The sequence below is a fragment of the Achromobacter sp. FW305-C-30-7 genome, assembly GCF_058783105.1.
In genome coordinates this window covers 246,387-271,225 of the sequence record NZ_JBYSYI010000005.1, presented here as the reverse complement: position 1 = coordinate 271,225, position 24,839 = coordinate 246,387, and the positions used below count along the sequence as shown (strand labels likewise).

23 protein-coding genes are annotated in these 24,839 nt (G+C 67.2%); 22 read left to right on the top strand and 1 reads right to left on the bottom strand.

The genetic code is table 11. The annotated features are described in order from the left end of the window. Positions 1–117 precede the first annotated feature (117 nt). From AC3WOB_RS18180 to AC3WOB_RS18170, 3 genes are all read left to right on the top strand, one after another. On the top strand, positions 118–4,857 hold the full coding sequence (locus AC3WOB_RS18180) for a glutamate synthase-related protein (protein WP_492275780.1): 4,740 nt from the start codon (positions 118–120) through the stop codon (positions 4,855–4,857). Between the two features lie 8 nt (positions 4,858–4,865). Then, complete coding sequence (locus AC3WOB_RS18175; RefSeq protein ID WP_492275779.1) at positions 4,866–6,332, top strand: glutamate synthase subunit beta; 1,467 nt, start codon at positions 4,866–4,868, stop codon at positions 6,330–6,332. Between the two features lie 194 nt (positions 6,333–6,526). Beyond that, positions 6,527–7,165, top strand: a complete 639-nt coding sequence (locus AC3WOB_RS18170) for an OmpW/AlkL family protein (protein WP_013390965.1) — start codon at positions 6,527–6,529, stop codon at positions 7,163–7,165. A 22-nt stretch (positions 7,166–7,187) separates the two neighbouring features. Here AC3WOB_RS18170 and AC3WOB_RS18165 read toward each other — a convergent pair whose 3' ends face one another. Beyond that, entirely contained in the window at positions 7,188–8,060 is an 873-nt protein-coding gene (locus tag AC3WOB_RS18165) for a LysR family transcriptional regulator (RefSeq protein ID WP_492275778.1), read from the bottom strand. Between the two features lie 64 nt (positions 8,061–8,124). Here AC3WOB_RS18165 and AC3WOB_RS18160 point away from each other — a divergent pair, with 64 nt between their 5' ends. The 19 genes from AC3WOB_RS18160 (at position 8,125) to hisF (ending at position 24,783) form a co-directional block, all read left to right on the top strand. Further along, positions 8,125–9,351, top strand: a complete 1,227-nt coding sequence (locus tag AC3WOB_RS18160; protein WP_492275777.1) for a YbfB/YjiJ family MFS transporter — start codon at positions 8,125–8,127, stop codon at positions 9,349–9,351. A 25-nt stretch (positions 9,352–9,376) separates the two neighbouring features. Continuing rightward, complete coding sequence (locus AC3WOB_RS18155; RefSeq protein WP_013390962.1) at positions 9,377–10,354, top strand: Bug family tripartite tricarboxylate transporter substrate binding protein; 978 nt, start codon at positions 9,377–9,379, stop codon at positions 10,352–10,354. 17 nt (positions 10,355–10,371) lie between these two features. Then, a complete protein-coding gene (locus AC3WOB_RS18150; RefSeq protein ID WP_492275776.1) occupies positions 10,372–11,433 on the top strand; it encodes an NAD(P)H-dependent flavin oxidoreductase in 1,062 nt (353 codons plus the stop codon). Between the two features lie 243 nt (positions 11,434–11,676). Continuing rightward, the gene (locus AC3WOB_RS18145; RefSeq protein ID WP_013390960.1) at positions 11,677–12,513 is read left to right on the top strand and encodes an ABC transporter ATP-binding protein; all 837 of its coding nucleotides are present in this window, start codon (positions 11,677–11,679) and stop codon (positions 12,511–12,513) included. Beyond that, a complete protein-coding gene (gene mlaE, locus AC3WOB_RS18140) occupies positions 12,510–13,298 on the top strand; it encodes a lipid asymmetry maintenance ABC transporter permease subunit MlaE (RefSeq protein WP_013390959.1) in 789 nt (262 codons plus the stop codon). Before AC3WOB_RS18145 ends, mlaE begins: the two co-directional genes overlap by 4 nt. A gap of 12 nt (positions 13,299–13,310) precedes the next feature. Further along, on the top strand, positions 13,311–13,808 hold the full coding sequence (mlaD, locus tag AC3WOB_RS18135; RefSeq protein WP_013390958.1) for an outer membrane lipid asymmetry maintenance protein MlaD: 498 nt from the start codon (positions 13,311–13,313) through the stop codon (positions 13,806–13,808). 81 nt (positions 13,809–13,889) lie between these two features. Then, positions 13,890–14,708, top strand: coding sequence for an MlaA family lipoprotein (locus tag AC3WOB_RS18130; RefSeq protein ID WP_013390957.1), 819 nt, complete (start codon positions 13,890–13,892; stop codon positions 14,706–14,708). Positions 14,709–14,747: 39 nt separating this feature from the next. Further along, positions 14,748–15,377, top strand: coding sequence for an MlaC/ttg2D family ABC transporter substrate-binding protein (locus tag AC3WOB_RS18125; RefSeq protein WP_013390956.1), 630 nt, complete (start codon positions 14,748–14,750; stop codon positions 15,375–15,377). A 169-nt stretch (positions 15,378–15,546) separates the two neighbouring features. Then, the gene (locus AC3WOB_RS18120) at positions 15,547–16,359 is read left to right on the top strand and encodes an ABC transporter ATP-binding protein (protein WP_013390955.1); all 813 of its coding nucleotides are present in this window, start codon (positions 15,547–15,549) and stop codon (positions 16,357–16,359) included. Then, positions 16,356–17,168 (top strand): ABC transporter permease, encoded by an 813-nt coding sequence (locus tag AC3WOB_RS18115; RefSeq protein WP_013390954.1) that lies wholly within the window; start codon positions 16,356–16,358, stop codon positions 17,166–17,168. The genes AC3WOB_RS18120 and AC3WOB_RS18115 overlap by 4 nt, the downstream gene beginning before the upstream one ends. Positions 17,169–17,173: 5 nt before the next feature. Continuing rightward, the gene (locus AC3WOB_RS18110; protein ID WP_013390953.1) at positions 17,174–17,419 is read left to right on the top strand and encodes a BolA family protein; all 246 of its coding nucleotides are present in this window, start codon (positions 17,174–17,176) and stop codon (positions 17,417–17,419) included. Then, positions 17,419–18,684 carry a UDP-N-acetylglucosamine 1-carboxyvinyltransferase gene (murA, locus tag AC3WOB_RS18105; RefSeq protein WP_492275775.1) on the top strand — a complete coding sequence of 422 codons (1,266 nt, stop codon included), beginning with the start codon at positions 17,419–17,421 and terminating at the stop codon, positions 18,682–18,684. Before AC3WOB_RS18110 ends, murA begins: the two co-directional genes overlap by 1 nt. Continuing rightward, on the top strand, positions 18,681–19,358 hold the full coding sequence (hisG, locus tag AC3WOB_RS18100) for an ATP phosphoribosyltransferase (protein WP_013390951.1): 678 nt from the start codon (positions 18,681–18,683) through the stop codon (positions 19,356–19,358). The genes murA and hisG overlap by 4 nt, the downstream gene beginning before the upstream one ends. A gap of 53 nt (positions 19,359–19,411) precedes the next feature. Next, the gene (gene hisD, locus AC3WOB_RS18095; protein ID WP_013390950.1) at positions 19,412–20,716 is read left to right on the top strand and encodes a histidinol dehydrogenase; all 1,305 of its coding nucleotides are present in this window, start codon (positions 19,412–19,414) and stop codon (positions 20,714–20,716) included. Beyond that, positions 20,713–21,852 carry a histidinol-phosphate transaminase gene (gene hisC, locus AC3WOB_RS18090; RefSeq protein ID WP_492275774.1) on the top strand — a complete coding sequence of 380 codons (1,140 nt, stop codon included), beginning with the start codon at positions 20,713–20,715 and terminating at the stop codon, positions 21,850–21,852. The genes hisD and hisC overlap by 4 nt, the downstream gene beginning before the upstream one ends. A 1-nt stretch (position 21,853) precedes the next feature. Further along, positions 21,854–22,441: an imidazoleglycerol-phosphate dehydratase HisB gene (gene hisB, locus AC3WOB_RS18085; RefSeq protein ID WP_013390948.1), complete on the top strand. Its 588-nt coding sequence runs from the start codon at positions 21,854–21,856 to the stop codon at positions 22,439–22,441. A 34-nt stretch (positions 22,442–22,475) separates the two neighbouring features. Next, positions 22,476–23,171 carry an imidazole glycerol phosphate synthase subunit HisH gene (gene hisH / locus AC3WOB_RS18080; RefSeq protein ID WP_013390947.1) on the top strand — a complete coding sequence of 232 codons (696 nt, stop codon included), beginning with the start codon at positions 22,476–22,478 and terminating at the stop codon, positions 23,169–23,171. Between the two features lie 56 nt (positions 23,172–23,227). After that, positions 23,228–23,968, top strand: a complete 741-nt coding sequence (hisA, locus tag AC3WOB_RS18075; RefSeq protein ID WP_006224535.1) for a 1-(5-phosphoribosyl)-5-[(5-phosphoribosylamino)methylideneamino]imidazole-4-carboxamide isomerase — start codon at positions 23,228–23,230, stop codon at positions 23,966–23,968. Next, entirely contained in the window at positions 23,965–24,783 is an 819-nt protein-coding gene (gene hisF, locus AC3WOB_RS18070) for an imidazole glycerol phosphate synthase subunit HisF (RefSeq protein ID WP_492275773.1), read from the top strand. Before hisA ends, hisF begins: the two co-directional genes overlap by 4 nt. Positions 24,784–24,839 lie beyond the last annotated feature (56 nt).

Here is a 24,839-nt window from a genome sequence, read left to right as displayed (position 1 = left end):
TCTTATATATAAATAGGGACACACCCTATTTATTCCTATTGCACCCTACTCCCACCGGGGGTATTGTCCGTCTCCTGCACTGCAACATTACGACGCAGGCCCACTGCGGAGCGCGCCATGCCCCAAATTACCCCGATCGACTCCTGTCCCCCGCCCAAGGCGACCCCCATCGATGCCAGCCGCATCGGGCTGCCTTCCGCGCAGGGTCTGTACAACCCCAAGAACGAACATGACGCCTGCGGCGTCGGTTTCGTGGCCCACATCAAGGGCAAGAAAAGCCACGCCATCATCCAGCAGGGCCTGAAGATCCTGGAAAACCTGGACCACCGCGGCGCGGTCGGCGCGGACAAGCTGATGGGCGACGGCGCCGGCATCCTGATCCAGATTCCCGACACGCTCTACCGCGACGAACTCGGCCATCAAGGCATCACGCTGCCGCCTCCCGGCGAGTACGGCGTGGCCATGGTGTTCCTGCCCAAGGAAACGGCTTCGCGCCTGGCCTGCGAACAGGAGCTGGAACGCTCCGTGCGCGCCGAGGGCCAAGTCGTCCTGGGCTGGCGCGACGTGCCGGTGGACGTGGACATGCCCATGTCGCCCACCGTGCGCGCCTGCGAACCCGTGATCCGCCAGCTGTTCATCGGCCGCGGCGCCGACGTGATGGTGCCGGACGCGCTGGAGCGCAAGCTGTACGTGATCCGCAAGACCGCCAGCCACGCCATCCAGAACATGCATCTGGCGCACGGCAAGGAATACTTCGTGCCTTCGGCCTCGGTGCGCACCGTGGTCTACAAGGGCCTGCTGCTGGCCGACCAGGTCGGCCGCTACTACCGCGACTTGGCCGATACCCGCACGGTGTCGGCGCTGGCGCTGGTGCACCAGCGCTTCTCGACCAACACCTTCCCGGCCTGGCCGCTGGCCCACCCGTACCGCATGATTGCCCACAACGGCGAAATCAACACGGTCAAGGGCAACTTCAACTGGCTGCGCGCGCGCGAAGGCATGATGCAGTCGGCCGTGCTGGGCGACGACCTGAAGAAGCTGTACCCCATCGTCTACGAAGGCCAGTCGGACACCGCCACGTTCGACAACTGCCTGGAACTGCTGGTGAATTCGGGCTACTCGCTGGCCCACGCCATGATGATGATGATCCCGGAAGCCTGGGAACAGCACACGCAGATGGACGAAAGCCGCCGCGCTTTCTACGAGTACCACGCCGCCATGATGGAGCCGTGGGACGGCCCCGCCGCGGTCGCGTTCACCGACGGCCGCCAGATCGGCGCCACGCTGGACCGCAACGGCCTGCGTCCGGCCCGCTACCTGGTCACCGATGACGATATGGTCATCCTGGCGTCCGAAGCCGGCACGCTGTCCATCCCCGAAAATCGCATCGTCAAGAAGTGGCGCCTGCAGCCGGGCAAGATGTTCCTGATCGACCTGGAACAGGGCCGCATCATCGACGACGCCGAGATCAAGCTGCAGCTGGCCAACAACCGGCCCTACCGCCAGTGGATCGAACGCCTGCAGATCAAGCTGGAATCGCTGCCGGCGCCGCGCCAGGCCGCCGTCGCCACGCAGTCGTCGGTGTCGCTGCTGGACCGCCAGCAAGCCTTCGGCTGGACCCAGGAAGACTACAAGTTCATCCTCGAACCCATGGCCTCGTCGGGCGAGGAAGTCATCGGCTCGATGGGCAACGACGCCCCGCTGGCCGTGCTGTCCGACCGCGCCAAGCCGTTCTACAACTACTTCCGCCAGTTGTTCGCGCAGGTCACCAACCCGCCGATCGACCCCATCCGCGAACAGCTGGTGATGTCGCTGGTGTCCTTCATCGGCCCCAAGCCGAACCTGCTGGACATCAACAACGTCAATCCGCCGCTGCGCCTGGAAGTGTCCCAGCCGGTGCTGGACTTCGCCGCCATGGCGCAGATCCGCGACATCGAGCAGGTCACGGGCAAGAAGTTCCGCAGCTTTGAGCTGGACATCACCTATCCCGCCGCCTGGGGCCCCGAGGGCATCGAAGCCCGCGTGGCTGCGCTGTGCGCGCGCGCCGTCGACGCGGTGCGCAGCGGCTACAACATCCTGATCGTGTCCGACCGCCTGGTCGACAGCGAGCGCGTGGCCATCCCCGCGCTGCTGGCGACGTCCGCGGTCCACCAGCACCTGATCCGCGCCGGCCTGCGCACCAATACCGGCCTGGTGGTGGAAACCGGCTCGGCGCGCGAAGTGCACCACTTCGCGCTGCTGGGCGGCTACGGCGCCGAAGCCATCCACCCCTACCTGGCGCTGGAATCGCTGGGCAAGATGAACGACCCCGAAAAGGCGGTCAAGAACTTCATCAAGGCCATCGGCAAGGGCCTGAACAAGGTCATGTCCAAGATGGGCATTTCCACCTACATGTCCTACACCGGCGCGCAGATCTTCGAAGCCGTGGGCCTGCAGACCGCCCTGGTGAACAAGTACTTCACCGGCACCGCCTCCAACATCGAAGGCATCGGCATCTTCCAGGTGGCCGAGGAAGCGCTGCGCCAGCACCGCGCCGCCTTCAGCACCGATCCGGTCCTGGCCAACGACCTGGACGCGGGTGGCGAATATGCCTACCGCGTGCGCGGCGAAGAGCACATGTGGACGCCAGACTCCATCGCCAAGCTGCAGCACGCCTCGCGCGCCAACAACTACCGCACGTACAAGGAATACGCGCAGATCATCAACGACCAGAGCCGTCGCCACATGACCCTGCGCGGCCTGTTCGAGTTCCGCTTCGATCCGTCGCGCGCCATTCCGCTGGACGACGTCGAATCCGCCAAGGATATCGTCAAGCGTTTCGCCACCGGCGCCATGTCGCTGGGCTCGATCTCCACCGAGGCGCACTCGGTGCTGGCCGTGGCCATGAACCGCATCGGCGGCAAGTCCAACACCGGCGAAGGCGGCGAGGACGAACTGCGCTACCGCGCCGAAATGCGCGAAGGCAAGAGCACCATCAAGGACGGCGACACGCTGGCCTCGGTGCTGGGCACGGACCGCATCGAAGCCGACGTCGAACTGAAGAAGGGCGACTCGCTGCGCTCGAAGATCAAGCAGGTGGCCTCGGGCCGTTTCGGCGTGACCGCCGAATACCTGTCGTCGGCCGACCAGATCCAGATCAAGATGGCGCAAGGCGCCAAGCCCGGCGAAGGCGGCCAGTTGCCCGGCCACAAGGTGTCCGAGTACATCGCCAAGCTGCGCTACTCGGTGCCGGGCGTGGGCCTGATCTCGCCCCCGCCGCACCACGACATCTACTCGATCGAAGACCTGGCCCAGCTGATCCACGACCTGAAGAACGTGAACGCCAAGGCTTCGGTGTCGGTCAAGCTGGTGTCCGAGGTGGGCGTGGGCACGGTGGCCGCGGGCGTGGCCAAGGCCAAGGCCGACCACGTCGTGATCGCTGGCCATGACGGCGGCACGGGCGCGTCCCCGGTGTCGTCCATCAAGCACGTGGGCACGCCCTGGGAACTGGGCTTGGCCGAGACGCAGCAGACGCTGGTGCTCAACCGCCTGCGCAGCCGCATCCGCGTGCAGGCCGACGGCCAGATGAAGACCGGCCGCGACGTCGTCATCGGCGCGCTGTTGGGCGCCGACGAATTCGGCTTCGCGACCGCGCCGCTGGTCGTGGAAGGCTGCATCATGATGCGCAAGTGCCACCTGAACACCTGCCCGGTGGGCGTGGCCACGCAGGACCCGGTCCTGCGCAAAAAATTCCAGGGCAAGCCCGAGCACGTCGTGAACTTCTTCTTCTTCATCGCCGAGGAAGTGCGCGAAATCATGGCCCAGCTGGGCATCCGCAAGTTCGACGACCTGATCGGCCGCGCCGACCTGCTGGACATGCGCTCGGGCGTGGAACACTGGAAGGCCCAGGGCCTGGACTTTGCCCGCGTATTCCATCAAACCCAGTCCGACGCCGACGTGCGCCAGACCGAAGAGCAGGACCACGGCCTGGCCGGCGCGCTGGACCACCAGTTGATCGAGCGCAGCAAGCCGGCACTGGAACGCGGCGAGAAGGTTTCGTTCATCGTCCCCGTGCGCAACCGCAACCGTACTATCGGCGCCATGCTGTCGGGCGCGGTGGCTTCGCGCTACGGCCATGAGGGCCTGCCGGACGACACCATCCACATCCAGTGCAACGGCACCGCCGGCCAGAGCTTCGGCGCGTTCCTGGCCCACGGCATCACGATGGACCTGGTGGGCGAAGGCAACGACTACGTCGGCAAGGGCCTGTCCGGCGGCCGCATCATCGTGCGCTCGCCCAACGACTTCCGCGGCTTCGGCCCCGACCACATCATCGCCGGCAACACCGTGCTGTACGGCGCGCTGGCGGGCGAGGCGTTCTTCAACGGCGTGGCCGGCGAACGCTTCGCGGTGCGCAACTCGGGCGCGGCCACCGTCGTCGAAGGCACCGGCGACCATGGCTGCGAATACATGACCGGCGGCACCGTCGTGGTGCTGGGCGCCACCGGCCGCAACTTCGCGGCCGGCATGTCGGGCGGCGTGGCCTATGTGTGGGATCCGGAACGCACGCTCAAGCAGCGCGCCAACCTGTCCATGGTCGAACTGGAAAGCATCGTGCCGCACGCGGAACAGCTTGCCCAGAACAACATCGACGTCTGGCACAGCGCGCAGCGCGGCGGCGAACGCGAAACGGACGAAACCATCCTGCGGCGCCTGGTGGAAGACCACTTCCGCTACACCGGCAGCTTCCGCGCCCGCGAAATCCTGGGCGACTGGGAAGCCTCGCGCGGCAAATTCGTGAAAATCATGCCGACGGACTACCGCCGCGCATTGGGTGAAATGTGGCGTGCAGCCAACCCGCAACAACTGGCTGCGTGAGGGATACCATGGGAAAGATAACCGGCTTTATGGAATTTCAGCGTCTGCAGGAGGCCTCCGAGGCCCCGCAGAAGCGGCTGAAGAACTGGCGCGAATTCGTGCTGCACCTGAGCGACGACCAGGCCAAGCAACAGGCGGCGCGCTGCATGGACTGCGGCATCCCGTTCTGCAACAACGGCTGCCCGGTCAACAACATCATCCCGGACTGGAATGACCTGGTGTACCGGCAGGACTGGAAGCGCGCGCTGGACGTGCTGCATTCCACCAACAACTTCCCCGAGTTCACCGGCCGCATCTGCCCGGCGCCGTGTGAAGCCGCCTGTACCTTGAACATCAACAGCGACGCTGTCGGCATCAAGTCCATCGAGCACGCCATCATCGACAAGGGCTGGGCCGAAGGCTGGGTGTCGCCGCAGGTGCCGGCGCGCAAGACCGGCAAGAAGGTCGCCGTGGTGGGCTCCGGCCCCGCCGGCATGGCGTGCGCGCAGCAGCTGGCGCGCGCCGGCCACTCGGTGACGCTGTTCGAAAAGAGCGACCGCATCGGCGGCCTGCTGCGCTACGGCATCCCCGACTTCAAGCTGGAAAAGCACCAGATCGACCGCCGCATCTCGCAGATGGAAGCCGAGGGCGTGGAGTTCGCGCCGTCGACCTACATCGGCAACCCCAGCGATCCCGTGGCCGACGGCCTGACGGTGCGCGCGCCGGAATCGCTGCTGGCCGAGTTCGACGCGGTGGTGATGAGCGGTGGTTCGGAAACCCCGCGCGACCTGCCGGTGCCCGGCCGCGAGCTGTCGGGCGTGTACTACGCCATGGACTTCCTGCGCCAGCAGAACAAGGCGGTGGCGGGCGACCGCCTCACCAACCAGACGCTGGCCAAGGGCAAGCACGTGGTGGTGATCGGCGGCGGCGACACGGGTTCCGACTGCGTCGGCACCAGCAACCGCCACGGCGCGGCCTCGGTCACGCAGTTCGAGCTGATGCCCCAGCCGCCGGAGAGCGAAAACAAGACCATGACCTGGCCGTACTGGCCGCTCAAGATGCGCACCTCCTCCTCGCACGAGGAAGGCTGCGAGCGCGACTGGTCCGTGACCACCAAGCTGCTCCAGGGCAGCAACGGCAAGGTCGAGAAGCTGGTCGGCGCGCGCGTCGAATGGTTCAAGGACGAAGCCACCGGCCAGATGAAGATGCGCGAGGTCGAGGGCTCGGAGTTCGAGATCAAGGCCGACCTGGTGCTGCTGGCCATGGGCTTCGTGTCGCCCGTGCAGACGGTGCTGGACGCCTTTGGCGTGGACCGCGACGCGCGCGGCAACGTGCGCGCCAATACCGATGATTACCGCACCAACGTCGAGAAGGTCTTCACCGCCGGCGACATGCGCCGCGGCCAGTCCCTGGTGGTCTGGGCCATCCGCGAAGGGCGCCAGTGCGCGCGCTCGGTGGACGCCTACCTCATGGGCAGCAGCGAACTGCCGCGCTGATCACCCCGATCAGGCTTAATCAGATCGCCGCCGAGCGCTTTGCGCCGGCGGCGATTTTTTTGTCTGCACGCCGGCGTGTTGCAACATAACCACTTTTCAATTGCGGTCTTTTCACGATTTGACACACATCAAGCGGGCCGGACGCCAGGTTTGAGAACCTGTTGTCTCACCCAATGGAAAGATCGGAGAAGAGAATGTTTTCGCTGAACGGCCGTATCCGCGCCACCGCCATCGCCGGCCTGATCGCCGCTGGCACGCTCGCCGCCCCCGCGCACGCCCACGAAGCGGGCGACGTGCTGTTCAAGGTCGGCGTTACGCAGGTCCGCCCCTCGTCCAACAACGGCACCGTGCTCAATGGCAGCGTCGGGCTGGACGTGAACAACAACGTGCGCCCGAGCTTCACGCTGACCTACATGGCCACGCGCAACATCGGCATCGAATTGCTGGGCGCTTGGCCGTTCCAGCATGACGTCAGCGGCAGCGGCCTGGGCAAGATCGGCTCGACCAAGCAATTGCCGCCGACGCTGAGCCTGCAATGGCACATCCTGCCCGACAGCATGATCCAGCCCTACATCGGCGTGGGCATCAACTACACCCACTTCTTCGACACCAAGGCGGAAGGCGCGCTGAAGGGCTCGAACCTGAAGCTGGGCGACTCCTGGGGCGTGGCGGCGCAACTGGGCGCGGACTTCAAGATCAACGAACGCTGGTTCATGAATGCGGATATCCGCTACATCGACATCCGCTCCAAGGTGAAGCTGGACGGCCAGCACATCGGTACCGCGCGCATCGACCCGTGGGTCGCGACCATCGGCGTCGGCTACCGCTTCTAAAGCAAGCGGAGCGCAGCCTGCCTCAGCCTTGCGGCGCCGCCAGCTTGTGCCGCAGGGCCTGCAACGCCGGCGTATCGTCGTCGGCGCGCCAGACCAGCTGGGTCAGGGCCCGGCCATGCGAGCCGGACAGGGCGCCGACGCGCACCGTGTGCTCCGCGCCCAGCACCGCCAGCACCGAGCGCGGCACGATGGCCACGCCCGAGCCCGCGGCCACGCAGGCGACGATGGCGTGATACGAGGCGAACTCCATCACCTTGCCAGGCGCGACACCTTCCTGGTTCAACCATGATTCCAGGATGCGCCGGTACGAGCATCCCGACGCGAAGGCAATGACGCTGCGGTCGCCCAGATCCCTGGGACTGTCGATCGGATCCCAGGCCAGCGGCGAAATCAGCGCCAGCTCTTCCTTGAACGCATCCAGCGCCGCCAGGCCCTCGGCCGGAAAGGGCTGGGCCACGAACGCGGCCTCGATCTCGTAGTTGCGCACCTTGGCCGCCAGCGCGGCCGACGTGCCTGTCACCAGTTCGATCCGCACCTGCGGCCAGGCCGCGTGATAGGCCGCCAGGATGGGCGGCAAGCGCGCGGCCGCCGTGCTTTCCATGGTGCCGATGCGCAGCACGCCCTGCGGGGAACCGTCACGAACCGCGGCCTGGGCTTCATCCGCCAGGCGCAGCAGGCGGTCGGCGTAGGACAGCAGCACGCGGCCCTGGTCCGACAACACCAGCCGGCGGTTCTGCCGCCGGAACAGCGGCGCCTGCAACGAGGCCTCCAACTGCTTCAGGCGCGTCGACACGTTGGACTGCACGCGATTCAGGTGCGCGGCGGCGCGCGCCACCCCGCCCTGGTCGGCGACCGCCTTGAAGATCTGTAGCGCATCGAGGTCCAAGTTTCTCATTTTGAGAACTCACTATCTTAATTATTCACTACTAAAGATATTAGTACAGCCGTAGAGTGGGGCTATGTCAACGCCCATTTACCCTTCCGTCTCCGCGTCGCGCAGCGCCGCCGCCCTGGCTTGGCCGGCGGCGCTGGCCCTGGCAGCCGCCATGGGGATAGGCCGGTTCGCCTTCACGCCGGTCTGGCCCCTGATGGCGCAGGAGGACGGCCTGTCGCTGGCGCAGGGCGGCTGGCTGGCCTCGGCCAACTACGCGGGCTATCTGCTGGGCGCACTGGCCGCCGTGGTCTGGCCCATCCGCCGCCTGCGCGGCACGCTGGCGGCCAGCCTGCTGGCGGTGGCGCTGCTGACCCTGGCCATGCCGCTCTGGCACGGCATGGCGGTCTGGTGCGCGCTGCGCTTGGCCGCCGGCTACGCCAGCGCCAGCGCCTTCATCTGCGTGGCGGCGTGGCGGGCGGTGCCCGCGGGCGACCCGCGCGAAGCGGACGCCTCCGCCGTGACCTTTGCCGGCGTAGGCGCGGGCATCGCACTGACGGGACTGGCTTGCCTGGCATTGGCGGCCTGGAACGCGCGCGCCGACACGGTCTGGATGGCCCTGGGCGGTCTGGCACTGACGCTGTCCGCCATCGCCTGGCCAGGCTTGCGCCGCCAGTCAGTAGCGGCCGCTACGTCGACGGCGAGCGCGGCGTCCGCCGCCCGGCTGCCGCGCGATATTCCGCGGCTGGCGCTGCACTACGGCGTCTTCGGCGTGGGCTACATCATTCCCGCCACCTTTCTGCCGGCGATGGCCAAGGAGATCATTCCCGACCCGGCCATTTTCGGCTGGGCCTGGCCCCTGTTCGGCTTGGCGGCGGCCGTGTCCTGCCTGCTGGTTCCACGCCTGGCTCGGGGCCGCGACAGCGTGCAGGTCTGGCGCGCCGCCCAGGCCTTGATGGCGCTGGGCATGGTGGCCGTGGCGTTGTGGCATCACATTGGCGCCGTGATCCTGGCTGCGGTGCTGGTGGGCGGCACCTTCATGGTGATCACGCAGGCGGGCATGATGGCCGCCAGGCGTTCGGCCGGCGCCTCGGCGCCGCGCGCGGCGGCTCTCATGACCGCGGCGTTCGCCGCGGGGCAGATCCTGGGACCGTTGCTGGCGTCGTACGCGGCGCGCTGGGGCGCGGGCCTGCCGCAAGTGTTGGCGGCCAGCGCGGCGCTGCTGGCGCTGTCCGCATGGCGTTTGGGAAAGATCACGACAGATGACGCTGGCGCTGGGCATAATGCGATCGGCCCGCGGGCCCGTTCACATTAAAAAAACAAAACCAGGAGTCATCTGTATGAAAGCATTGCGTCCCCTTATTGCCGCCCTGGCAGCCACCGCCGCCTTCAGCGGCGCCGCCCAGGCCCAGACCGCCGACTGGCCGGCCAAGCCCATCACCATGATCGTGCCCTACGCGCCGGGCGGCTTCGCCGACACCCGGGTGCGCCTCCTGGCGCGCAAGCTGGGCGACTCGCTGGGCCAGCCCATCGTGGTCGAGAACAAGGCAGGCGCGGGCGGCGTGGTCGGCACCAACCTGATCGCGCGCGCCGCGCCGGACGGCTACACCATCGGCACGGGCAACCTGGCGCCCATGGCGGTCAATCCGACGCTGATGAAGGACATGCCGTACAACCCGCAGAAGGATCTGGCCCCGATCATCCTGATCGAAAACAGCCCGCTGGTGCTGAGCGTGAACAACGAACTGCCGGTGAAGACCCTGGCGGACCTGATCGCGCTGGCCAAGAAGCAGCCCGGCAAGCTGTCCTTCGGTTCGTCCGGCGTGGGCGGCGCGCACCACCTGTCCGGCGAAATGTTCCGCGAACAGGCCAAGATCGACATCGTCCACGTGCCCTACAAGGGCGGCAGCCTGGCCGCGACCGATCTCATGGGCGGCCATATCTCGATGATGTTCGAAATGGGCTATTCCGCACTGCCCGCGATCCAGGGCGCCAAGATCCATCCCATCGCCGTCACGTCCGCCAAGCGCCTGGCCGTGCTGCCCGACGTGCCGACCATGGCCGAATCCGGCCTGCCGGGCTTCGAGTCCTACAACTGGCAGGGCATCGTCGCCCCCGCCGGCACGCCCGCGCCCATCATCGCCAAGCTCAACGCCGAGTTCAACCGCATCCTGAAAGAGCCGGACGTGCAGAAGGCCATCGCCGACACCGGCAGCCAGGCCGGCGGCGGCACGCCCGAGGAATTCGGTGCCTTCATCAAGAGCGAAACCGAGAAGTGGGCCCACGTCATCAAGGCTGGGAACATCCAGCTTCAGTAACCTTCCAGGAGACTTCCATGGCTTCCCGTCTGATTGATCTGCTCAAGCTGCACCATCCCATCGTCCAGGCCCCCATGGCCGGCGGCGCCACGACGGTGGAGCTGGTATCCGAATCATCGAAGGCGGGAGTCCTGGGTTCGCTCGGGGCGGCCTATATGAGTCCCGAGCAGATCGAGGCGGCGGCGCGCGACATCCGTGCGCGCACGCCGCTGCCGTTCGCCATCAATCTGTTCGCCGCCGTGCCGGAAGAGCCCATGCGCGGCGACGCCAACCGCATGCTGGCCCTGATGGCGCGCTACCACCAGCAGCTGGGTCTGGCGGCTCCCGCCGCGCCCGGCCCGCAGGCGGACCCGTTGCCGCAACAGATCGAGGCCATCCTGCGCGTGCGCCCGGCCGTCTTCAGCTTCACCTTCGGCCGCATGCCGGCCGCAGCCATCGCGCGCTGCCGCGAGCTGGGCATCCTGACCGTGGGCACCGCGACCACCGTGCGCGAAGCGGTCGCGCTGCAACAGGATGGCGTGGACGCCATCGTGGCGCAGGGCGCCGAGGCGGGCGGCCATCGCGGCACCTTCCTGGGCGGTTTCGAGGAGTCGCTGATCGGCACCATGGCGCTGGTACCTCAGGTGGCCGATGCAGTATCGGTCCCTGTTATTGCGTCTGGCGGCATCATGGACGGCCGCGGCATTGCCGCCGCGATCGCGCTGGGCGCCGACCTGGCCCAAATGGGGACGGCCTTCCTGACCACCCAGGAGTCCGGCATCAATGAGGCCTACAAGGCGCTCCTGCTCGCCTCCCGGGCGGAACAGTCCCGGGTGACCCGGGCGTTTTCCGGGCGGCCCGCCCGCGGCATCGAAAACGCCTTCATGCGCGAGGCCGACGCCATCGCGGCCGACATCCTGCCGTATCCCCTGCAGAACGCGCTGACGCGCCCCATGCGCACGGCGGGCGGCAAGGCCGGCAACACCGATGTGCTGTCCCTGTGGGCCGGCCAGGGTGCGCCGCTCGCGCGGCGCGAGACCACCGCTGGCCTGGTGGCGCGGCTGGCCCGGGAAACCGCAGCGGCACAGGCGCGGCGCTGACCCGTATTGTTCCCTGAACCGAAAACACTGTTCCACTTGCGGGGTCCCGCGTTGTGATTACAAAGCGTCGGGCTACAATGGCGCCTCGCCGCCGGGAGCCCAGGCACCATCTCGCCCCCGGCATATGAGTAACAGGGCGCTTCCCGACGCCGCCTGTCTTAGCCGCGCCGGCCCCACGTATTGCCGGATGCGCCTACCGGACAGCAGGGCAAGCTCCGCCGCCGAAACACCCTTTCGTTGCCCATGCCCGCTCAAACCAGCAAGACCCCGGAATTCGCCCTGCGCCTGGAAGGTGTGGCGCTAGGCTATGGTGATTTCACCGTCTTGCGCGACATCTCCATGGACGTGCGCGCCGGCCAGGTGGTCGCCATCATGGGCGGATCGGGTTCGGGCAAGACCACGCTGTTGCGCGCGGCCACCGGCCAGCTCACCGCGCAGCAAGGCCGGGTGCTGGCCTTCGGCCAGGACATGGCCCACGTCAACCGCGCCGAACTGGAATCGCTGCGCACGCGCATGGGCGTGCTATTTCAGCAGGGCGCGCTTTTCACCGACCTGAACGTGTTCGAGAACGTGGCTTTCCCGCTGCGCGAGCACACCAAGCTGGCGGAACCGGAAGTCACCGAGCGCGTGCTGGACAAGCTCGACGCCGTCGGCCTGCGCGCGGCCGCGCACCTGAAGGTGGCCGAGATCTCGGGCGGCATGGCCCGGCGCGTGGCACTGGCCCGCGCCGTGGTGCTGGAACCCGAACTCATTCTGTACGACGAACCGTTTGCCGGGCTGGACCCGATCTCGCTGGGCATTACCGCCCGCCTGATCCGCAGCCTGGCCGACCGCCTCGGCTGCGCCTCGGTGCTGATCACGCACGACGTGCACGAATCGTTTGCCATCGCGGACCAGGTGTACCTGGTCGGGCAGGGCAAGCTTGCCGCCGCCGGTACCCCCGAAATGCTGTCGGCGTCGCAGGACCCCTACGTGCAGCAGTTCCTCAAAGGGGAGCCCGACGGCCCGGTCGCGTTCCAATACCCCGAGACGCCCGCTTTCAAGAAGTGGCTTTCGCAACAGGAGGGACGCCGCGCATGAGCGGATCCAACAACGCCATCGGCGCGCTGGGCGGCTGGGTGCGCACCCGCGTTTCCGGCATCGGCTACTTCACCCGGTTCTTCGGCGCCATGCTGGCGCGCAGCGGCATTGCCCTGTCGCGTCCGCGCCTGGTGTCGCAGCAGGTCCACTTCATCGGCAACTACTCGCTGCTGATCATCGCCGTGTCCGGCATGTTCGTGGGCTTCGTGCTGGGGCTGCAGGGCTATTACACGCTGAACCGCTACGGCTCCGAAGAAGCCCTGGGCCTGCTGGTGGCCCTGTCGCTGGTGCGCGAACTGGGGCCCGTGGTCACGGCGCTGCTGTTCGCCGGCCGCGCGGGCACTTCGCTCACCGCCGAAATCGGCCTGATGAAAGCCGGCGAACAACTGGCGGCCATGGAAGTCATGGCGGTCGACCCCATACGCCGCGTGCTGGTGCCGCGCCTGTGGGGCGGCATCATCGCCATGCCCATTCTGGCGGCGGTGTTCTCCATGGTGGGCATCCTGGGCGGCTGGGTCGTGGGCGTGCTGCTGATCGGCGTGGACGCCGGCGCGTTCTGGTCGCAAATGCAGAACGGCGTCGACGTCTGGAAAGACGTGGCCAACGGCGTCATCAAGAGCCTGGTCTTCGGCGTCACGGTGACGCTGGTCGCGCTCTACGAGGGCTGGCAGGCCAAGCCCACCCCTGAAGGCGTTGCCCGCGCGACCACGCGCACCGTGGTGGTGGGCTCCCTGGCGGTACTTGGGCTGGACTTCCTGCTCACCGCCTTGATGTTTGGAAATTGATACGGATCGATCATGTCTCGCGAAAAAACCGACTTCTGGGTAGGCCTGTTTGTATTGCTGGGCGCGGTCGCGCTGGCGTTCCTGGCGTTGCGCGCCGGCAACTTGAGCACCTTTTCTTTCGCCCCGACCTATACGCTGACGGCCAACTTCGATAACGTAGGCGGCCTCAAGGTGCGCGCGCCCGTCAAGAGCGCGGGGGTCGTCGTGGGCCGGGTTGCCGGCATCTCGTTCGATGACAAGACCTTCCAGGCGGTCGTCTCGGTCAACCTGGAAACGGCCTACCAGTTCCCCAAGGACACTTCGGCGTCCATCCTGACGTCGGGCCTGCTGGGCGAACAATACCTGGGCCTGAGCGCGGGCAGCGAAGAGGAAAACTTTGCCGACGGCGGCAAGATCCGCTACACGCAAAGCGCTGTGGTGCTTGAACAACTGATCAGCCAGTTCCTGTACGGGTCGGCGGAGAAGCAAGGCTCGAACGCGCCGGAACCCGCCGCGAAAACGCCAAATTAAAGACAATGCGACAGACGCGGTAACAGCAGCGCGTCCGCAGTACGCAATATGATAAGAATCGTTGATAGGGATGTCCTGATCATGAACAAGAAAGCTATTAGCAGGATTGCCACCGTCGCCGCCGCGGGCGCGCTCATGGCAGGCTGCGCCGCGCCGCAGAACCCGGATCCGCGCGACCCCTGGGAAGGCTTCAACCGGGGCGTCTACAAGTTCAACGACACGGTCGACCGCGCCGTCTTCAAGCCGGTGGCGCAGGCCTATACCTTCGTCACGCCGCAGCCGGTGCGCAGCTGCGTGCACAACATCTTCAGCAACGTCGGCGACCTCTGGTCCGGCGCCAACAGCTTCCTGCAAGGCCGCGGCCACGACTTCGTCAACACGCTGGGCCGCTTCCTGTTCAACACCACCATGGGCGTGGGCGGCTGCTTCGACGTCGCCTCGGCCAATGGCGCGCGCCGCATCCCGAACGACTTCGGCACGACGCTGGGCGTGTGGGGCTTCAGCCAGGGCCCGTACCTGGTGCTGCCGTTCTTCGGCTCGTCGTCGGTGCGCGACGGCGCAGGCCTGATCGGCGACTACGCAGGCACGACCTACGGCTACATGGGCGTGGATTCCATCGACAACGTCCGCCTGCGCAACTCGCTGTGGGGCCTGCGCGTGGTCGATACGCGCGCCAGCCTGCTGAGCGCCACCGACACCATCGACCGCGTCGCACTCGATCCCTACAGCTTCGTGCGCGATGCCTACCTGCAGCGCCGCGCCGCCATGGTGCTGGGCCAGAAGGTGGACGACGAGTCCGCGCTGCCCAACTACGAAGACGACGAGGACGATGCCGCCCCCGCCGCGCAGCCGGCGGCACAGCCTGCTGCGCAACCCGCGGCGCAACCTGCGGCCAAGTAATCCGCCGCGTTGCGTCCTCAGTACAAGTAAGGAGTTTTGATGCGAGTTTCCTTTGTTTCCCTGCTGCAGCGTCTGGTTTTCACGGGCCTCCTGGCCCTGGGCCTGACCGCCGGCGCGCAGGCCAAACCCGACCCCAACGGTTCTCCCGACCAGTTCGTGCTCGCCACGGCCAATGAGGCCCTGGACGTGCTGAAGGCCGACGGCACCGTCAAGGCGGGCAACACCGCCCGCATCAACCAGGTCGTCAACGAGCACATCCTGCCTTACGTCAACTTCCAGAAGACCACCCGGCTGGCCACCGGCCGCTACTGGCGCCAGGCTACCGATGCGCAGAAAAAAGCGCTGGCCGAGGCCTTCCGCGGCACCTTGGTGCGCACCTACAGCGGCGCGCTGACCCGCGTCACGCCCAGCACCAACGTCACCGCGCTGCCGTTCCGCGGCGATCCCAAGGCCGACGACGTGGTCGTGCGCACGCTGATCAGCCAGGCCAACGGCCAGCCCACCGGCGTGGATTACCGCCTGGAAAAGACGCCCCAGGGCTGGAAGATCTACGACATGAACGTCGAAGGCATCTGGCTGATCGAGAACTACCGCAACCAGTTCGCCCAGCAGATCAATCAGAACGGCATCGACGGCCTGATCCAGGCGCTGAACCAGCGCAATCAATGACCGGCCTTGCGGCTATCGCGGCCCGGCGCGCCCTTGTGGCCCGCCGGGCCGATTGTTTTAGGGACAGACTAATCGGATACCCGGCGAGATGCCAGGGGTACCGACCCGGCCCGCAGCGACGCGCTTATATAATGATCAATTCGCTCTTTCCGGGCCATTTCCCCCCGTCATGTCCGCCGTCAGTCTAGAAAACGTCTCCAAGGTCTACTCCCCGCGCCAGCGCGGCTGGCAGAAGCTGCTCGGGCGCGCGCCCGCCGCCGGCTTCCAGGCGCTGGACAATGTCAGCCTGAATATTGAACACGGCGAGTTCTTCGGCCTGCTCGGCCCCAATGGCGCCGGCAAGACCACGCTGATCTCGATCCTGGCCGGCCTGGCGCACGCCAGTTCGGGCCGCGCCACGGTCTGTGGATACGACGTCGTGGCCGACTACAAGTCGGCGCGGCGAGCTTTGGGCGTGGTGCCGCAAGAGCTGGTCTACGACCCGTTCTTCACGGTACGCGAGACCCTGCGCATCCAATCCGGCTATTTCGGCCTGCGCAAGAACGACGACTGGATCGACGAAATCCTGTTCAACCTGGGGCTGGCCGACAAGGCCAACTCCAATATGCGGGCGCTGTCCGGCGGCATGAAGCGCCGCGTGCTGGTGGCCCAGGCGCTGGTGCACCGCCCGCCGGTAATCGTGCTGGACGAACCCACCGCCGGCGTGGACGTGGACCTGCGGCGCACGCTGTGGGAATTCATCTCGCGCCTGAACAAGGCCGGCCACACCATCATGCTGACCACCCACTACCTCGAAGAAGCGGAAGCCCTGTGCGGCCGCATCGCCATGCTCAAGCGCGGCCGCATCGTGGCGCTGGACACCACCCAGGCCCTGATGGCCCGCGTCGGCGGGGTCGACCTCGAAGACGCCTTCGTGCGCATCATGCACGCAGGCGACGAGCAGCCCGCGCCCGCCCTGCAACCCGAAGAGATCTCGTCATGACCCAGCCCGCCGCGACCGCCAGCCAGCCGCTGGTGCAGCCCCGCCTGGATGCGGGCTCCGGCTTCCCGACCTTGCTGCGCAAGGAATTGCTGCGCTTCTGGAAGGTCAGCTTCCAGACCATCGCCGCCCCCGTCATCACCGCGCTGCTGTACCTGCTGGTCTTCGCTCATGTGCTGGAAGGGCGCGTCATGGTGTACGGCAGCGTGCCCTACACGGCGTTCCTGATACCCGGGCTCATGATGATGAGCATGCTGCAGAACGCCTTCGCCAATCCCTCGTCGTCGCTCATCCAGAGCCGCATCACGGGCAACCTGGTCTTCATGCTGCTGCCGCCGCTGTCGCACCGCGACATCTTCGCCGCCTACGTGCTGGCGGCGATCGTGCGCGGCCTCGCGGTCGGGCTGTGCGTGTGGGTCGTGGCGCTGTTCTTCGTGTCGCTGATCCCCGCCCACCCGCTGTGGCTGGCCGTCTTCGCCGTGCTGGCCTGCGGCATCATGGGCGTGCTGGGCCTGATCGCGGGCCTCTGGTCCGAGAAATTCGACCAGCTCGCGGCCTTCCAGAATTTCCTCATCATGCCGGCCACCTTCCTGTCTGGCGTGTTCTATTCCATCCATACGCTCCCCGCCTTCTGGCAGAGCGTGTCCCACTGGAACCCCATCTTCTACACCATCGACGGCTTCCGCTACGGATTCTTCTCGGTGTCGGACGTCTCCCCCTGGCGCAGCCTGGCCGTGGTGACGGGGGTGTTCCTCGCGCTATCGCTCTATGCGCTGCGGCTACTGGCCAGCGGCTACAAACTCAGGAACTGACGTCCATGCTTCCCACTCCCGCGCAAGTCCGCCAATACATTGCGGACGGCCTGCCCTGTGAACATCTCGACGTGCAAGGCGACGGCTCGCATTTCGACGCCGTCATCGTCAGCACCGCCTTCGAAGGCAAGCGCCTGATCCAGCGCCATCAACTGGTCTATGCCGCGCTCGGCGACCGCATGAAGGCCGAGATCCATGCGCTGTCCATGCGCACCCTGACGCCCGCCGAATACCAGCAAGCAGGCAAGTAATGGACAAGCTACGCATCACCGGAGGTTCGCGCCTGCACGGCGAAATCTCCATCTCCGGCGCCAAGAACTCGGCCCTGCCCATCCTGTGCGCCGGCCTGCTGACCGCCGACGCGCTGACCCTCAGCAACGTGCCGCACCTGAACGACACGGCCACCATGCTGCGCCTGCTGGGCCGCATGGGCATGCGCGCCGAGCGTGACGCGGACGGCACGGTCACGCTGCAGGCCAACCAGGTCGACAAGCTGGAAGCCCCCTACGAACTGGTCAAGACCATGCGGGCCTCCATCCTGGTGCTCGGGCCGCTGTTGGCGCGCTTCGGCGAAGCCCGCGTCAGCCTGCCTGGCGGCTGCAGCATCGGCCAGCGTCCGGTGGACCAGCACATCAAGGGCCTGGCCGCCCTGGGCGCGGAAATCAGCATCGAACACGGCTTCGTGGTGGCTCGCGCCAAGCGCCTGAAGGGCGCCTCGGTGCGCACCGACATGGTCACCGTCACCGGCACCGAGAACCTGCTGATGGCCGCGGTGCTGGCCGAAGGCCAGACCGTGCTGGAGAACGCCGCCTGCGAACCTGAAGTGGTGGACCTGGCCGAACTGCTCATCAAGATGGGCGCGCGCATCCAGGGCCACGGCACCAGCCGCATCGTGATCGACGGCGTGGACCGCCTGCACGGCGCCGAACACCGCGTCATCTCCGACCGCATCGAAGCCGGCACCTTCCTGTGCGCCGTCGGCGCGGCGGGCGGCGACATCGTCCTGCGCAACACCGACGCGGACATCCTCGGCGCCACCCTGAGCAAGCTGACCGAGGCCGGCCTCACCATCGAGACCGGCCCCGACTGGATCCGCTGCGCCATGTCCTCGCGCCCCCGCGCCGTGGGCTTCCGCACGCTGGAGTACCCCGGCTTCGCCACCGACATGCAGGCCCAGGTCATGGCGCTGAACGCCGTGGCCGACGGCACCTCGGTCGTCGTCGAGACCATCTTCGAAAACCGCTACATGCACGTGCAGGAACTGCGCCGCATGGGCGCGGACATCGACATCGACGGCCACACCGCCATCGTGCGCGGCGTGCCGAAGCTGTCGGGCGCTACCGTCATGGCCACCGACCTGCGCGCCTCGGCCAGCCTGGTCATCGCCGGCCTCGCGGCCGAAGGCGAAACCCTGGTCGACCGCATCTACCACCTGGACCGCGGCTACGACCAGATGGAAGTCAAACTGCGCGCCCTGGGCGCGAACATCCAACGCGTTACCAAGGAACAGGCATGAACGATGCCACCGTCGTCCCCCCCCTGACCCTGGCGCTGTCCAAAGGGCGCATTTTCGAAGAGACCATGCCGCTGCTGGCCGAGGCCGGCATCGAAGTCCCCGAGAACCCCGAAAGCTCGCGCAAGCTGATCCTGCCCACCAGCGATCCCGGCCTGCGCCTGATCATCGTGCGCGCCTCGGACGTGCCCACCTACGTGCAGTACGGCGCGGCCGACCTCGGCATCGCGGGCAAGGACGTGCTCATCGAGCACGCCAAGGAACAGCCCGGCGGCCTGTACCAACCCATCGACCTGAACATCGCCAAGTGCCGCCTGGCCGTGGCCGTGCGCAAGGGCTTCGACTACGAAGGCGCCGTCCACCAGGGCGCGCGCCTGCGCGTGGCCACCAAGTACGTGCAGTCAGCCCGTGAACACTTCGCGGCCAAGGGTGTGTACGTGGACATCATCAAGCTGTATGGTTCGATGGAACTGGCGCCGCTGGTGGGCCTGGCCGACTGCATCGTGGACCTGGTGTCCACCGGCGGCACCTTGCGCGCCAACGACCTGGTCGCGGTGGAAGACATTATGCCGATCTCCTCGCGCCTGATCGTCAACCAGGCCGCGCTGAAGACCCGCGGCGCCCGCCTGCAACCGCTGCTGGACGCCTTCGAGAGAGCTACCTCCCGCAACGCCTGACCCTCGCCCGCCGCGACGCCGCGGCGGCCGTTACCTGCTTGCTGCATGACGCCATGGCCCTGATCAATCGTCTCGACTCCCGCGATCCCGGATTCAAATCCGCCCTGTCCACGCTGCTGGCCTTCGAGGCCACCGAGGATGAATCCATCGACCGCGCCGCAGCCGGCATCCTGGCCGACGTGCGCGCCCGCGGCGATGCCGCGCTGGTGGAATACACGCAGCGCTTTGACCGCATGCCCGGCGCATCGGCCCAGACGCTGGAGATCCCCAAGGCGGACTGGCATGCGGCGCTGGCCGCGCTGCCGGCTGCGCAGCGCAATGCGCTGGAAGCCGCCGCCGAGCGCGTGCGCAGCTACCACGAACGTCAGCGCGCCGAGACCTGGACCTACACCGACGCCGACGGCACCATGCTGGGCCAGCAGGTCACCCCGCTGGACCGCGTGGGCCTGTACGTGCCTGGCGGCAAGGCCGCCTACCCGTCCTCGGTGCTGATGAACGCCATCCCGGCCAAGGTCGCGGGCGTGCAGGAACTGGTCATGGTCACGCCCACGCCCGACGGCGTGCGCAACCCCATCGTGCTGGCCGCTGCGGCCATCGCCGGCGTGGACCGCGTCTTCGCCATCGGCGGCGCGCAGGCCGTGGGCGCGCTGGCCTATGGCACCGCCACCGTGCCGGCCGTCGACAAGATCGTCGGTCCGGGCAACGCCTACGTCGCCGCCGCCAAGCGCCGCGTGTTCGGCGTGGTTGGCATCGACATGATCGCCGGCCCCAGCGAAATCCTGGTCATCTGCGACGGCAAGACGCCGGCCGACTGGATCGCCATGGACCTGTTCTCGCAGGCCGAACACGACGAACTCGCGCAATCCATCCTGCTGTGTCCGGACGCCGCCTTCATCGAAGAGGTGCAAGCCTCGATCGAACGTCTGCTGCCCACCATGCCGCGCGCCGACATCCTGCGCGTCAGCCTGGCCAACCGCGGCGCGCTGATCCTGGTCCAGGACCTCGAAGAAGCCTGCCGCATCGCCAACGACATCGCACCCGAGCACCTCGAGATCTCCACCGAGCAGCCCGAGAAATGGACCGCGCAGATCCGCCACGCCGGCGCCATCTTCATGGGCCGCTTCAGCTCCGAATCCCTGGGCGACTACTGCGCCGGCCCCAACCACGTGCTGCCGACCTCGCGCACGGCCCGTTTTTCGTCGCCGCTGGGCGTCTATGACTTCCAGAAGCGCTCCAGCCTGATCCAGGTTTCACACCAGGGCGCCCAGAAGCTGGGCCGCATCGCCGCCGAACTGGCGCTGGGCGAGGGCCTGCAGGCGCACGCCGCCAGCGCCCAGTACCGGATCGACCAGCCATGAGCCTGCCGGACCGCCCCGAAGGCAATCCCGCAAGCGTGGCTCCCGCGGCAGGCGTTGCCGGCCGCATTGCCGGCACGGTCCGGGCGGACATCCGCGAACTGGCCGCCTATCCCGTGGCCAACGCCGAGGGCTGCATCAAGCTCGACGCCATGGAATGCCCCTACGAGCTGCCCGAGGCGGCGCGCGAGGACATCGCCCGCGCCGTGCGCGACACGCCGCTGAACCGCTATCCCGCAGCCGACCTGTCTGCGCTGCAAGATGCCGTGAAAACGGCCTTCGGCGTGCCGGACGCCGCGGACGTGCTGTTCGGCAACGGCTCGGACGAACTCATCCACATCGTGGTGCAGGCCTGCTGCAACCCCGGCGACGCGGTGCTGTCGCCCTGGCCGTCGTTCGTCTACTTCGACATGGCCGCGCGCTTCGACCACGCCCGCTTCGTCGGCGTGCCGCTGACGGCCGACCTGACCCTGGATTTGCCGGCCATGCTGGCCGCCATCCGCGAACACCAGCCCAAGGTGGTGTTCCTGGCCGTGCCCAACAATCCCACCGGCGGCCTCTGGTCCGACGAGGACGTAGCGGCCATCATCGCCGCCGCCCCCGGCCTGGTGGTGCTGGACGAGGCCTACCAGCCCTTCGCCGACCGCACCTGGATGCCGCAGGTGCTGGACGCGCCGAACGTGGTCGTCATGCGCACGGTGTCCAAGATCGGCCTGGCCGGCCTGCGCTTCGGCTACCTGGCTGGACACCCCGCCTGGATCGCGGAACTGAACAAGGTCCGCCCGCCCTACAACCTGGACGTGCTGACCCAGGCCACGCTGTCGGCCGTGCTGCGCCACAAGCCGGTGCTGGACGAACAGGCCGCCCGCCTGCGCGCGGACCGCGAGCCGCTGGCCGCCGCGCTGGCCCAGTTGCCCGGGGTGCGGGTATTCCCTTCCGCCGGCAACTTCGTTCTTGCCCGCTTTTCCGGCAAGCTGGACGGCAACGCCGTGCATCTTGCCCTGAAAACGCGCAAAATATTGATTCGCAACTTCTCCAACGCCCATCCGCTACTGGCCGACTGCCTGCGCATCTCGGTGGGCGCCCCGGCTGAAAACGCCGCCTTGCTATCCGCCCTGCAAGAGATTTTGAGTGCTTAACATGCGTACCGCTGAGATCACCCGCAACACCAACGAAACCCGCATCCGCGTGGCCGTCAATATCGACGGCACCGGCAAGCAGACGATCGACACCGGCGTGCCGTTCCTGGACCACATGCTGGACCAGATCGCGCGCCACGGCCTGATCGACCTCGACATCAAGGCGGAAGGCGACCTGCACATCGACGCGCACCACACCGTCGAAGACGTGGGCATCACGCTGGGCATGGCCATCGCCAAGGCGGTCGGCACCAAGGCCGGCCTGCGCCGCTACGGCCACGCCTACGTGCCGCTGGACGAAGCGCTGTCGCGCGTGGTGGTGGATTTCTCGGGCCGTCCCGGCCTGGAATATCACATCCCCTTCACCCGCGCCCGCATCGGCGACTTCGACGTGGACCTGACGCGCGAATTCTTCCAGGGCCTGGTCAACCATGCCCTGATCACGCTGCACATCGACAACCTGCGCGGCGTCAATGCCCACCACCAGGCGGAAACGGTCTTCAAGGCCTGTGGCCGCGCCCTGCGCATGGCCATGGAAGTCGATCCCCGCATGGGAGACGTCGTGCCCTCCACCAAGGGCGTGCTGTAACCTCCGCCCTCCACCCCGCAGCAGGCAGAAAGAAGTGACCACTATCGCCATCGTCGACTACGGAATGGGCAATTTCCATTCCGTCGCCCGCGCCCTGAAATACGCCGCCCCCGATGCCGACATCCGCATCTGCAGCCAGCCCCAGGAAATCGCCGCGGCCGACCGCGTCGTGTTTCCCGGCCAGGGCGCCATGGCCGACTGCATGCGTACCCTGAACGAATCCGGCCTGCGCGAGGCCGTCGTGCGCGCCGCGCGCGAGAAGCCCCTGCTGGGCGTGTGCGTGGGCGAACAGATGCTGTTCGATTCCAGCGAGGAAGGCGGCACCGCCTGTCTGGGGCTGTTCCCCGGCGTGGTGCGCCGCTTCGCGGGCCCTGGCTTTGCGGACCCCGTCAGCGATGACGACGCCTGCCTGGCCGATACCGGCGCCGCCGGCCTGGCCGACACCCGCCCCGAACGTCTCAAGGTCCCGCACATGGGATGGAACAAAGTGCGCCAGACGCGCTCTCATCCTATCTGGGCCGGCATTCCGGACGACACGCACTTCTATTTCGTCCATAGCTACTACGCCGATCCGGAAGATCCGGACCTGACTGTTGGTGAAACCGAGTATGGCCTCGCCTTTACCTGCGCGGTAGCGGCAGCTAACATTTTCGCGGTGCAGTTTCACCCCGAAAAGAGCGCCGAGCACGGTTTGCGCCTGTATCGCAATTTTGTAGACTGGCAGCCGTAGGCTCCAAGCCCACGCCCGCCAGCCCTTTCAACCCCTATATTTATTCGCTGCCCACCATGCTGCTGATCCCCGCCATCGATCTCAAAGACGGGCGCTGCGTGCGCCTGCGCCAGGGTGACCTGGACGATGCAACGGTGTTCTCTGAAGACCCCGCCGCCATGGCCACACGTTGGCTCGACCAAGGCGCGCGCCGCCTGCATCTGGTCGACCTGAACGGCGCCGTCGCCGGCAAACCCAAGAACGAAGCCCCCATCAAGGCGATCCTGGACGCTGTCGGCGACGACATCCCCGTGCAGATCGGCGGCGGCATCCGCGACCTCGACACCATCGAACGCTACCTTGACGCCGGCATCTCCTACGTGATCATCGGCACCGCCGCGGTCAAGAACCCGGGCTTCCTGCAGGACGCCTGCGGCGCTTTCCCCGGCCAGATCATCGTCGGCCTGGATGCCCGCGACGGCAAGATCGCCACCGACGGCTGGAGCAAGCTGACCCGCCACGACGTGCTCGACCTGGCCAAGAAGTTCGAGGACTACGGCTGCGAAGCCATCATCTACACCGACATCGGCCGCGACGGCATGCTGTCCGGCGTCAACGTAGAAGCCACGGTCCGCCTGGCCCAGCACGTGCGCATCCCGGTCTACGCATCGGGCGGCATCGCCGGCATCCAGGACATCGAAGCCCTTTGCGCCGTCGAAGAAGAGGGTGTCGAAGGCGCCATCCTGGGCCGCAGCATCTACGAAGGCACGCTCGACTTCCAGGCAGCGCAGGCGCGCGCCGACGAACTGGCAAAATGACCACCTCCAGCAGCACCCCCGGGGCCGGCGCGCCCGCACAGAGCGCGCTGACCCGCCGCATCATCCCCTGCCTTGACGTCACCGCGGGCCGCGTCGTCAAGGGCGTGAACTTCGTCAACCTGCTCGACGCAGGCGACCCCGTCGAGATCGCCCGCCGCTACAACGAGCAGGGCGCCGACGAACTCACCTTCCTCGACATCACCGCCACCAGCGACGGCCGCGACCTGATCCTGCCCATCATCGAGCAGGTGGCCTCGCAGGTCTTCATTCCGCTGACGGTGGGCGGCGGCGTGCGCCAGGTCTCCGACATCCAGCGCCTGCTGAATGCCGGCGCCGACAAGATCAGCATCAACAGCGCCGCCGTGGCCAATCCGGAACTGGTGCGCGCAGCCTCGGACTACCACGGCTCGCAATGCGTGGTGGTGGCGATCGACGCGCGCCGCGTGTCGGCCGCCGGCGAACCCGCCCGCTGGGAAGTCTTCACCCACGGCGGCCGCAAGGCCACCGGGCTGGACGCCGTGGCCTGGGCGCGCCGCATGGCCGCCTACGGCGCCGGCGAAATCCTGCTGACCAGCATGGACCGCGACGGCACCAAGTCCGGTTTCGACCTGGAACTCACGCGCGCCGTCTCGGACGCCGTGCCGGTGCCCGTCATCGCCTCGGGCGGCGTGGGCAACCTGCAGCATCTGGCCGACGGCGTCACCACCGGCCGCGCCAGCGCGGTCCTGGCCGCCAGCATCTTCCACTTCGGCCAGCACACCGTGGGCGAGTGCAAGCGCTTCATGGCCGATCAGGGCATCCCAGTCCGGATGTAGTCCCTGCCCCGGGCGCCTGCGGCGCTTCGGGGAACCCCGGTCAGGCGTGCAACAAG

Coding starts and splice junctions, on each gene's coding strand:
- AC3WOB_RS18180 (WP_492275780.1), top strand. CDS start 118: ATGCCCCAAATTACCCCGATCGACTCCTGTCCCCCGCCCAAGGCGACC.
- AC3WOB_RS18175 (WP_492275779.1), top strand. CDS start 4,866: ATGGGAAAGATAACCGGCTTTATGGAATTTCAGCGTCTGCAGGAGGCC.
- AC3WOB_RS18170 (WP_013390965.1), top strand. CDS start 6,527: ATGTTTTCGCTGAACGGCCGTATCCGCGCCACCGCCATCGCCGGCCTG.
- AC3WOB_RS18165 (WP_492275778.1), bottom strand. CDS start 8,060: ATGAGAAACTTGGACCTCGATGCGCTACAGATCTTCAAGGCGGTCGCC.
- AC3WOB_RS18160 (WP_492275777.1), top strand. CDS start 8,125: ATGTCAACGCCCATTTACCCTTCCGTCTCCGCGTCGCGCAGCGCCGCC.
- AC3WOB_RS18155 (WP_013390962.1), top strand. CDS start 9,377: ATGAAAGCATTGCGTCCCCTTATTGCCGCCCTGGCAGCCACCGCCGCC.
- AC3WOB_RS18150 (WP_492275776.1), top strand. CDS start 10,372: ATGGCTTCCCGTCTGATTGATCTGCTCAAGCTGCACCATCCCATCGTC.
- AC3WOB_RS18145 (WP_013390960.1), top strand. CDS start 11,677: ATGCCCGCTCAAACCAGCAAGACCCCGGAATTCGCCCTGCGCCTGGAA.
- mlaE (WP_013390959.1), top strand. CDS start 12,510: ATGAGCGGATCCAACAACGCCATCGGCGCGCTGGGCGGCTGGGTGCGC.
- mlaD (WP_013390958.1), top strand. CDS start 13,311: ATGTCTCGCGAAAAAACCGACTTCTGGGTAGGCCTGTTTGTATTGCTG.
- AC3WOB_RS18130 (WP_013390957.1), top strand. CDS start 13,890: ATGAACAAGAAAGCTATTAGCAGGATTGCCACCGTCGCCGCCGCGGGC.
- AC3WOB_RS18125 (WP_013390956.1), top strand. CDS start 14,748: ATGCGAGTTTCCTTTGTTTCCCTGCTGCAGCGTCTGGTTTTCACGGGC.
- AC3WOB_RS18120 (WP_013390955.1), top strand. CDS start 15,547: ATGTCCGCCGTCAGTCTAGAAAACGTCTCCAAGGTCTACTCCCCGCGC.
- AC3WOB_RS18115 (WP_013390954.1), top strand. CDS start 16,356: ATGACCCAGCCCGCCGCGACCGCCAGCCAGCCGCTGGTGCAGCCCCGC.
- AC3WOB_RS18110 (WP_013390953.1), top strand. CDS start 17,174: ATGCTTCCCACTCCCGCGCAAGTCCGCCAATACATTGCGGACGGCCTG.
- murA (WP_492275775.1), top strand. CDS start 17,419: ATGGACAAGCTACGCATCACCGGAGGTTCGCGCCTGCACGGCGAAATC.
- hisG (WP_013390951.1), top strand. CDS start 18,681: ATGAACGATGCCACCGTCGTCCCCCCCCTGACCCTGGCGCTGTCCAAA.
- hisD (WP_013390950.1), top strand. CDS start 19,412: ATGGCCCTGATCAATCGTCTCGACTCCCGCGATCCCGGATTCAAATCC.
- hisC (WP_492275774.1), top strand. CDS start 20,713: ATGAGCCTGCCGGACCGCCCCGAAGGCAATCCCGCAAGCGTGGCTCCC.
- hisB (WP_013390948.1), top strand. CDS start 21,854: ATGCGTACCGCTGAGATCACCCGCAACACCAACGAAACCCGCATCCGC.
- hisA (WP_006224535.1), top strand. CDS start 23,228: ATGCTGCTGATCCCCGCCATCGATCTCAAAGACGGGCGCTGCGTGCGC.
- hisF (WP_492275773.1), top strand. CDS start 23,965: ATGACCACCTCCAGCAGCACCCCCGGGGCCGGCGCGCCCGCACAGAGC.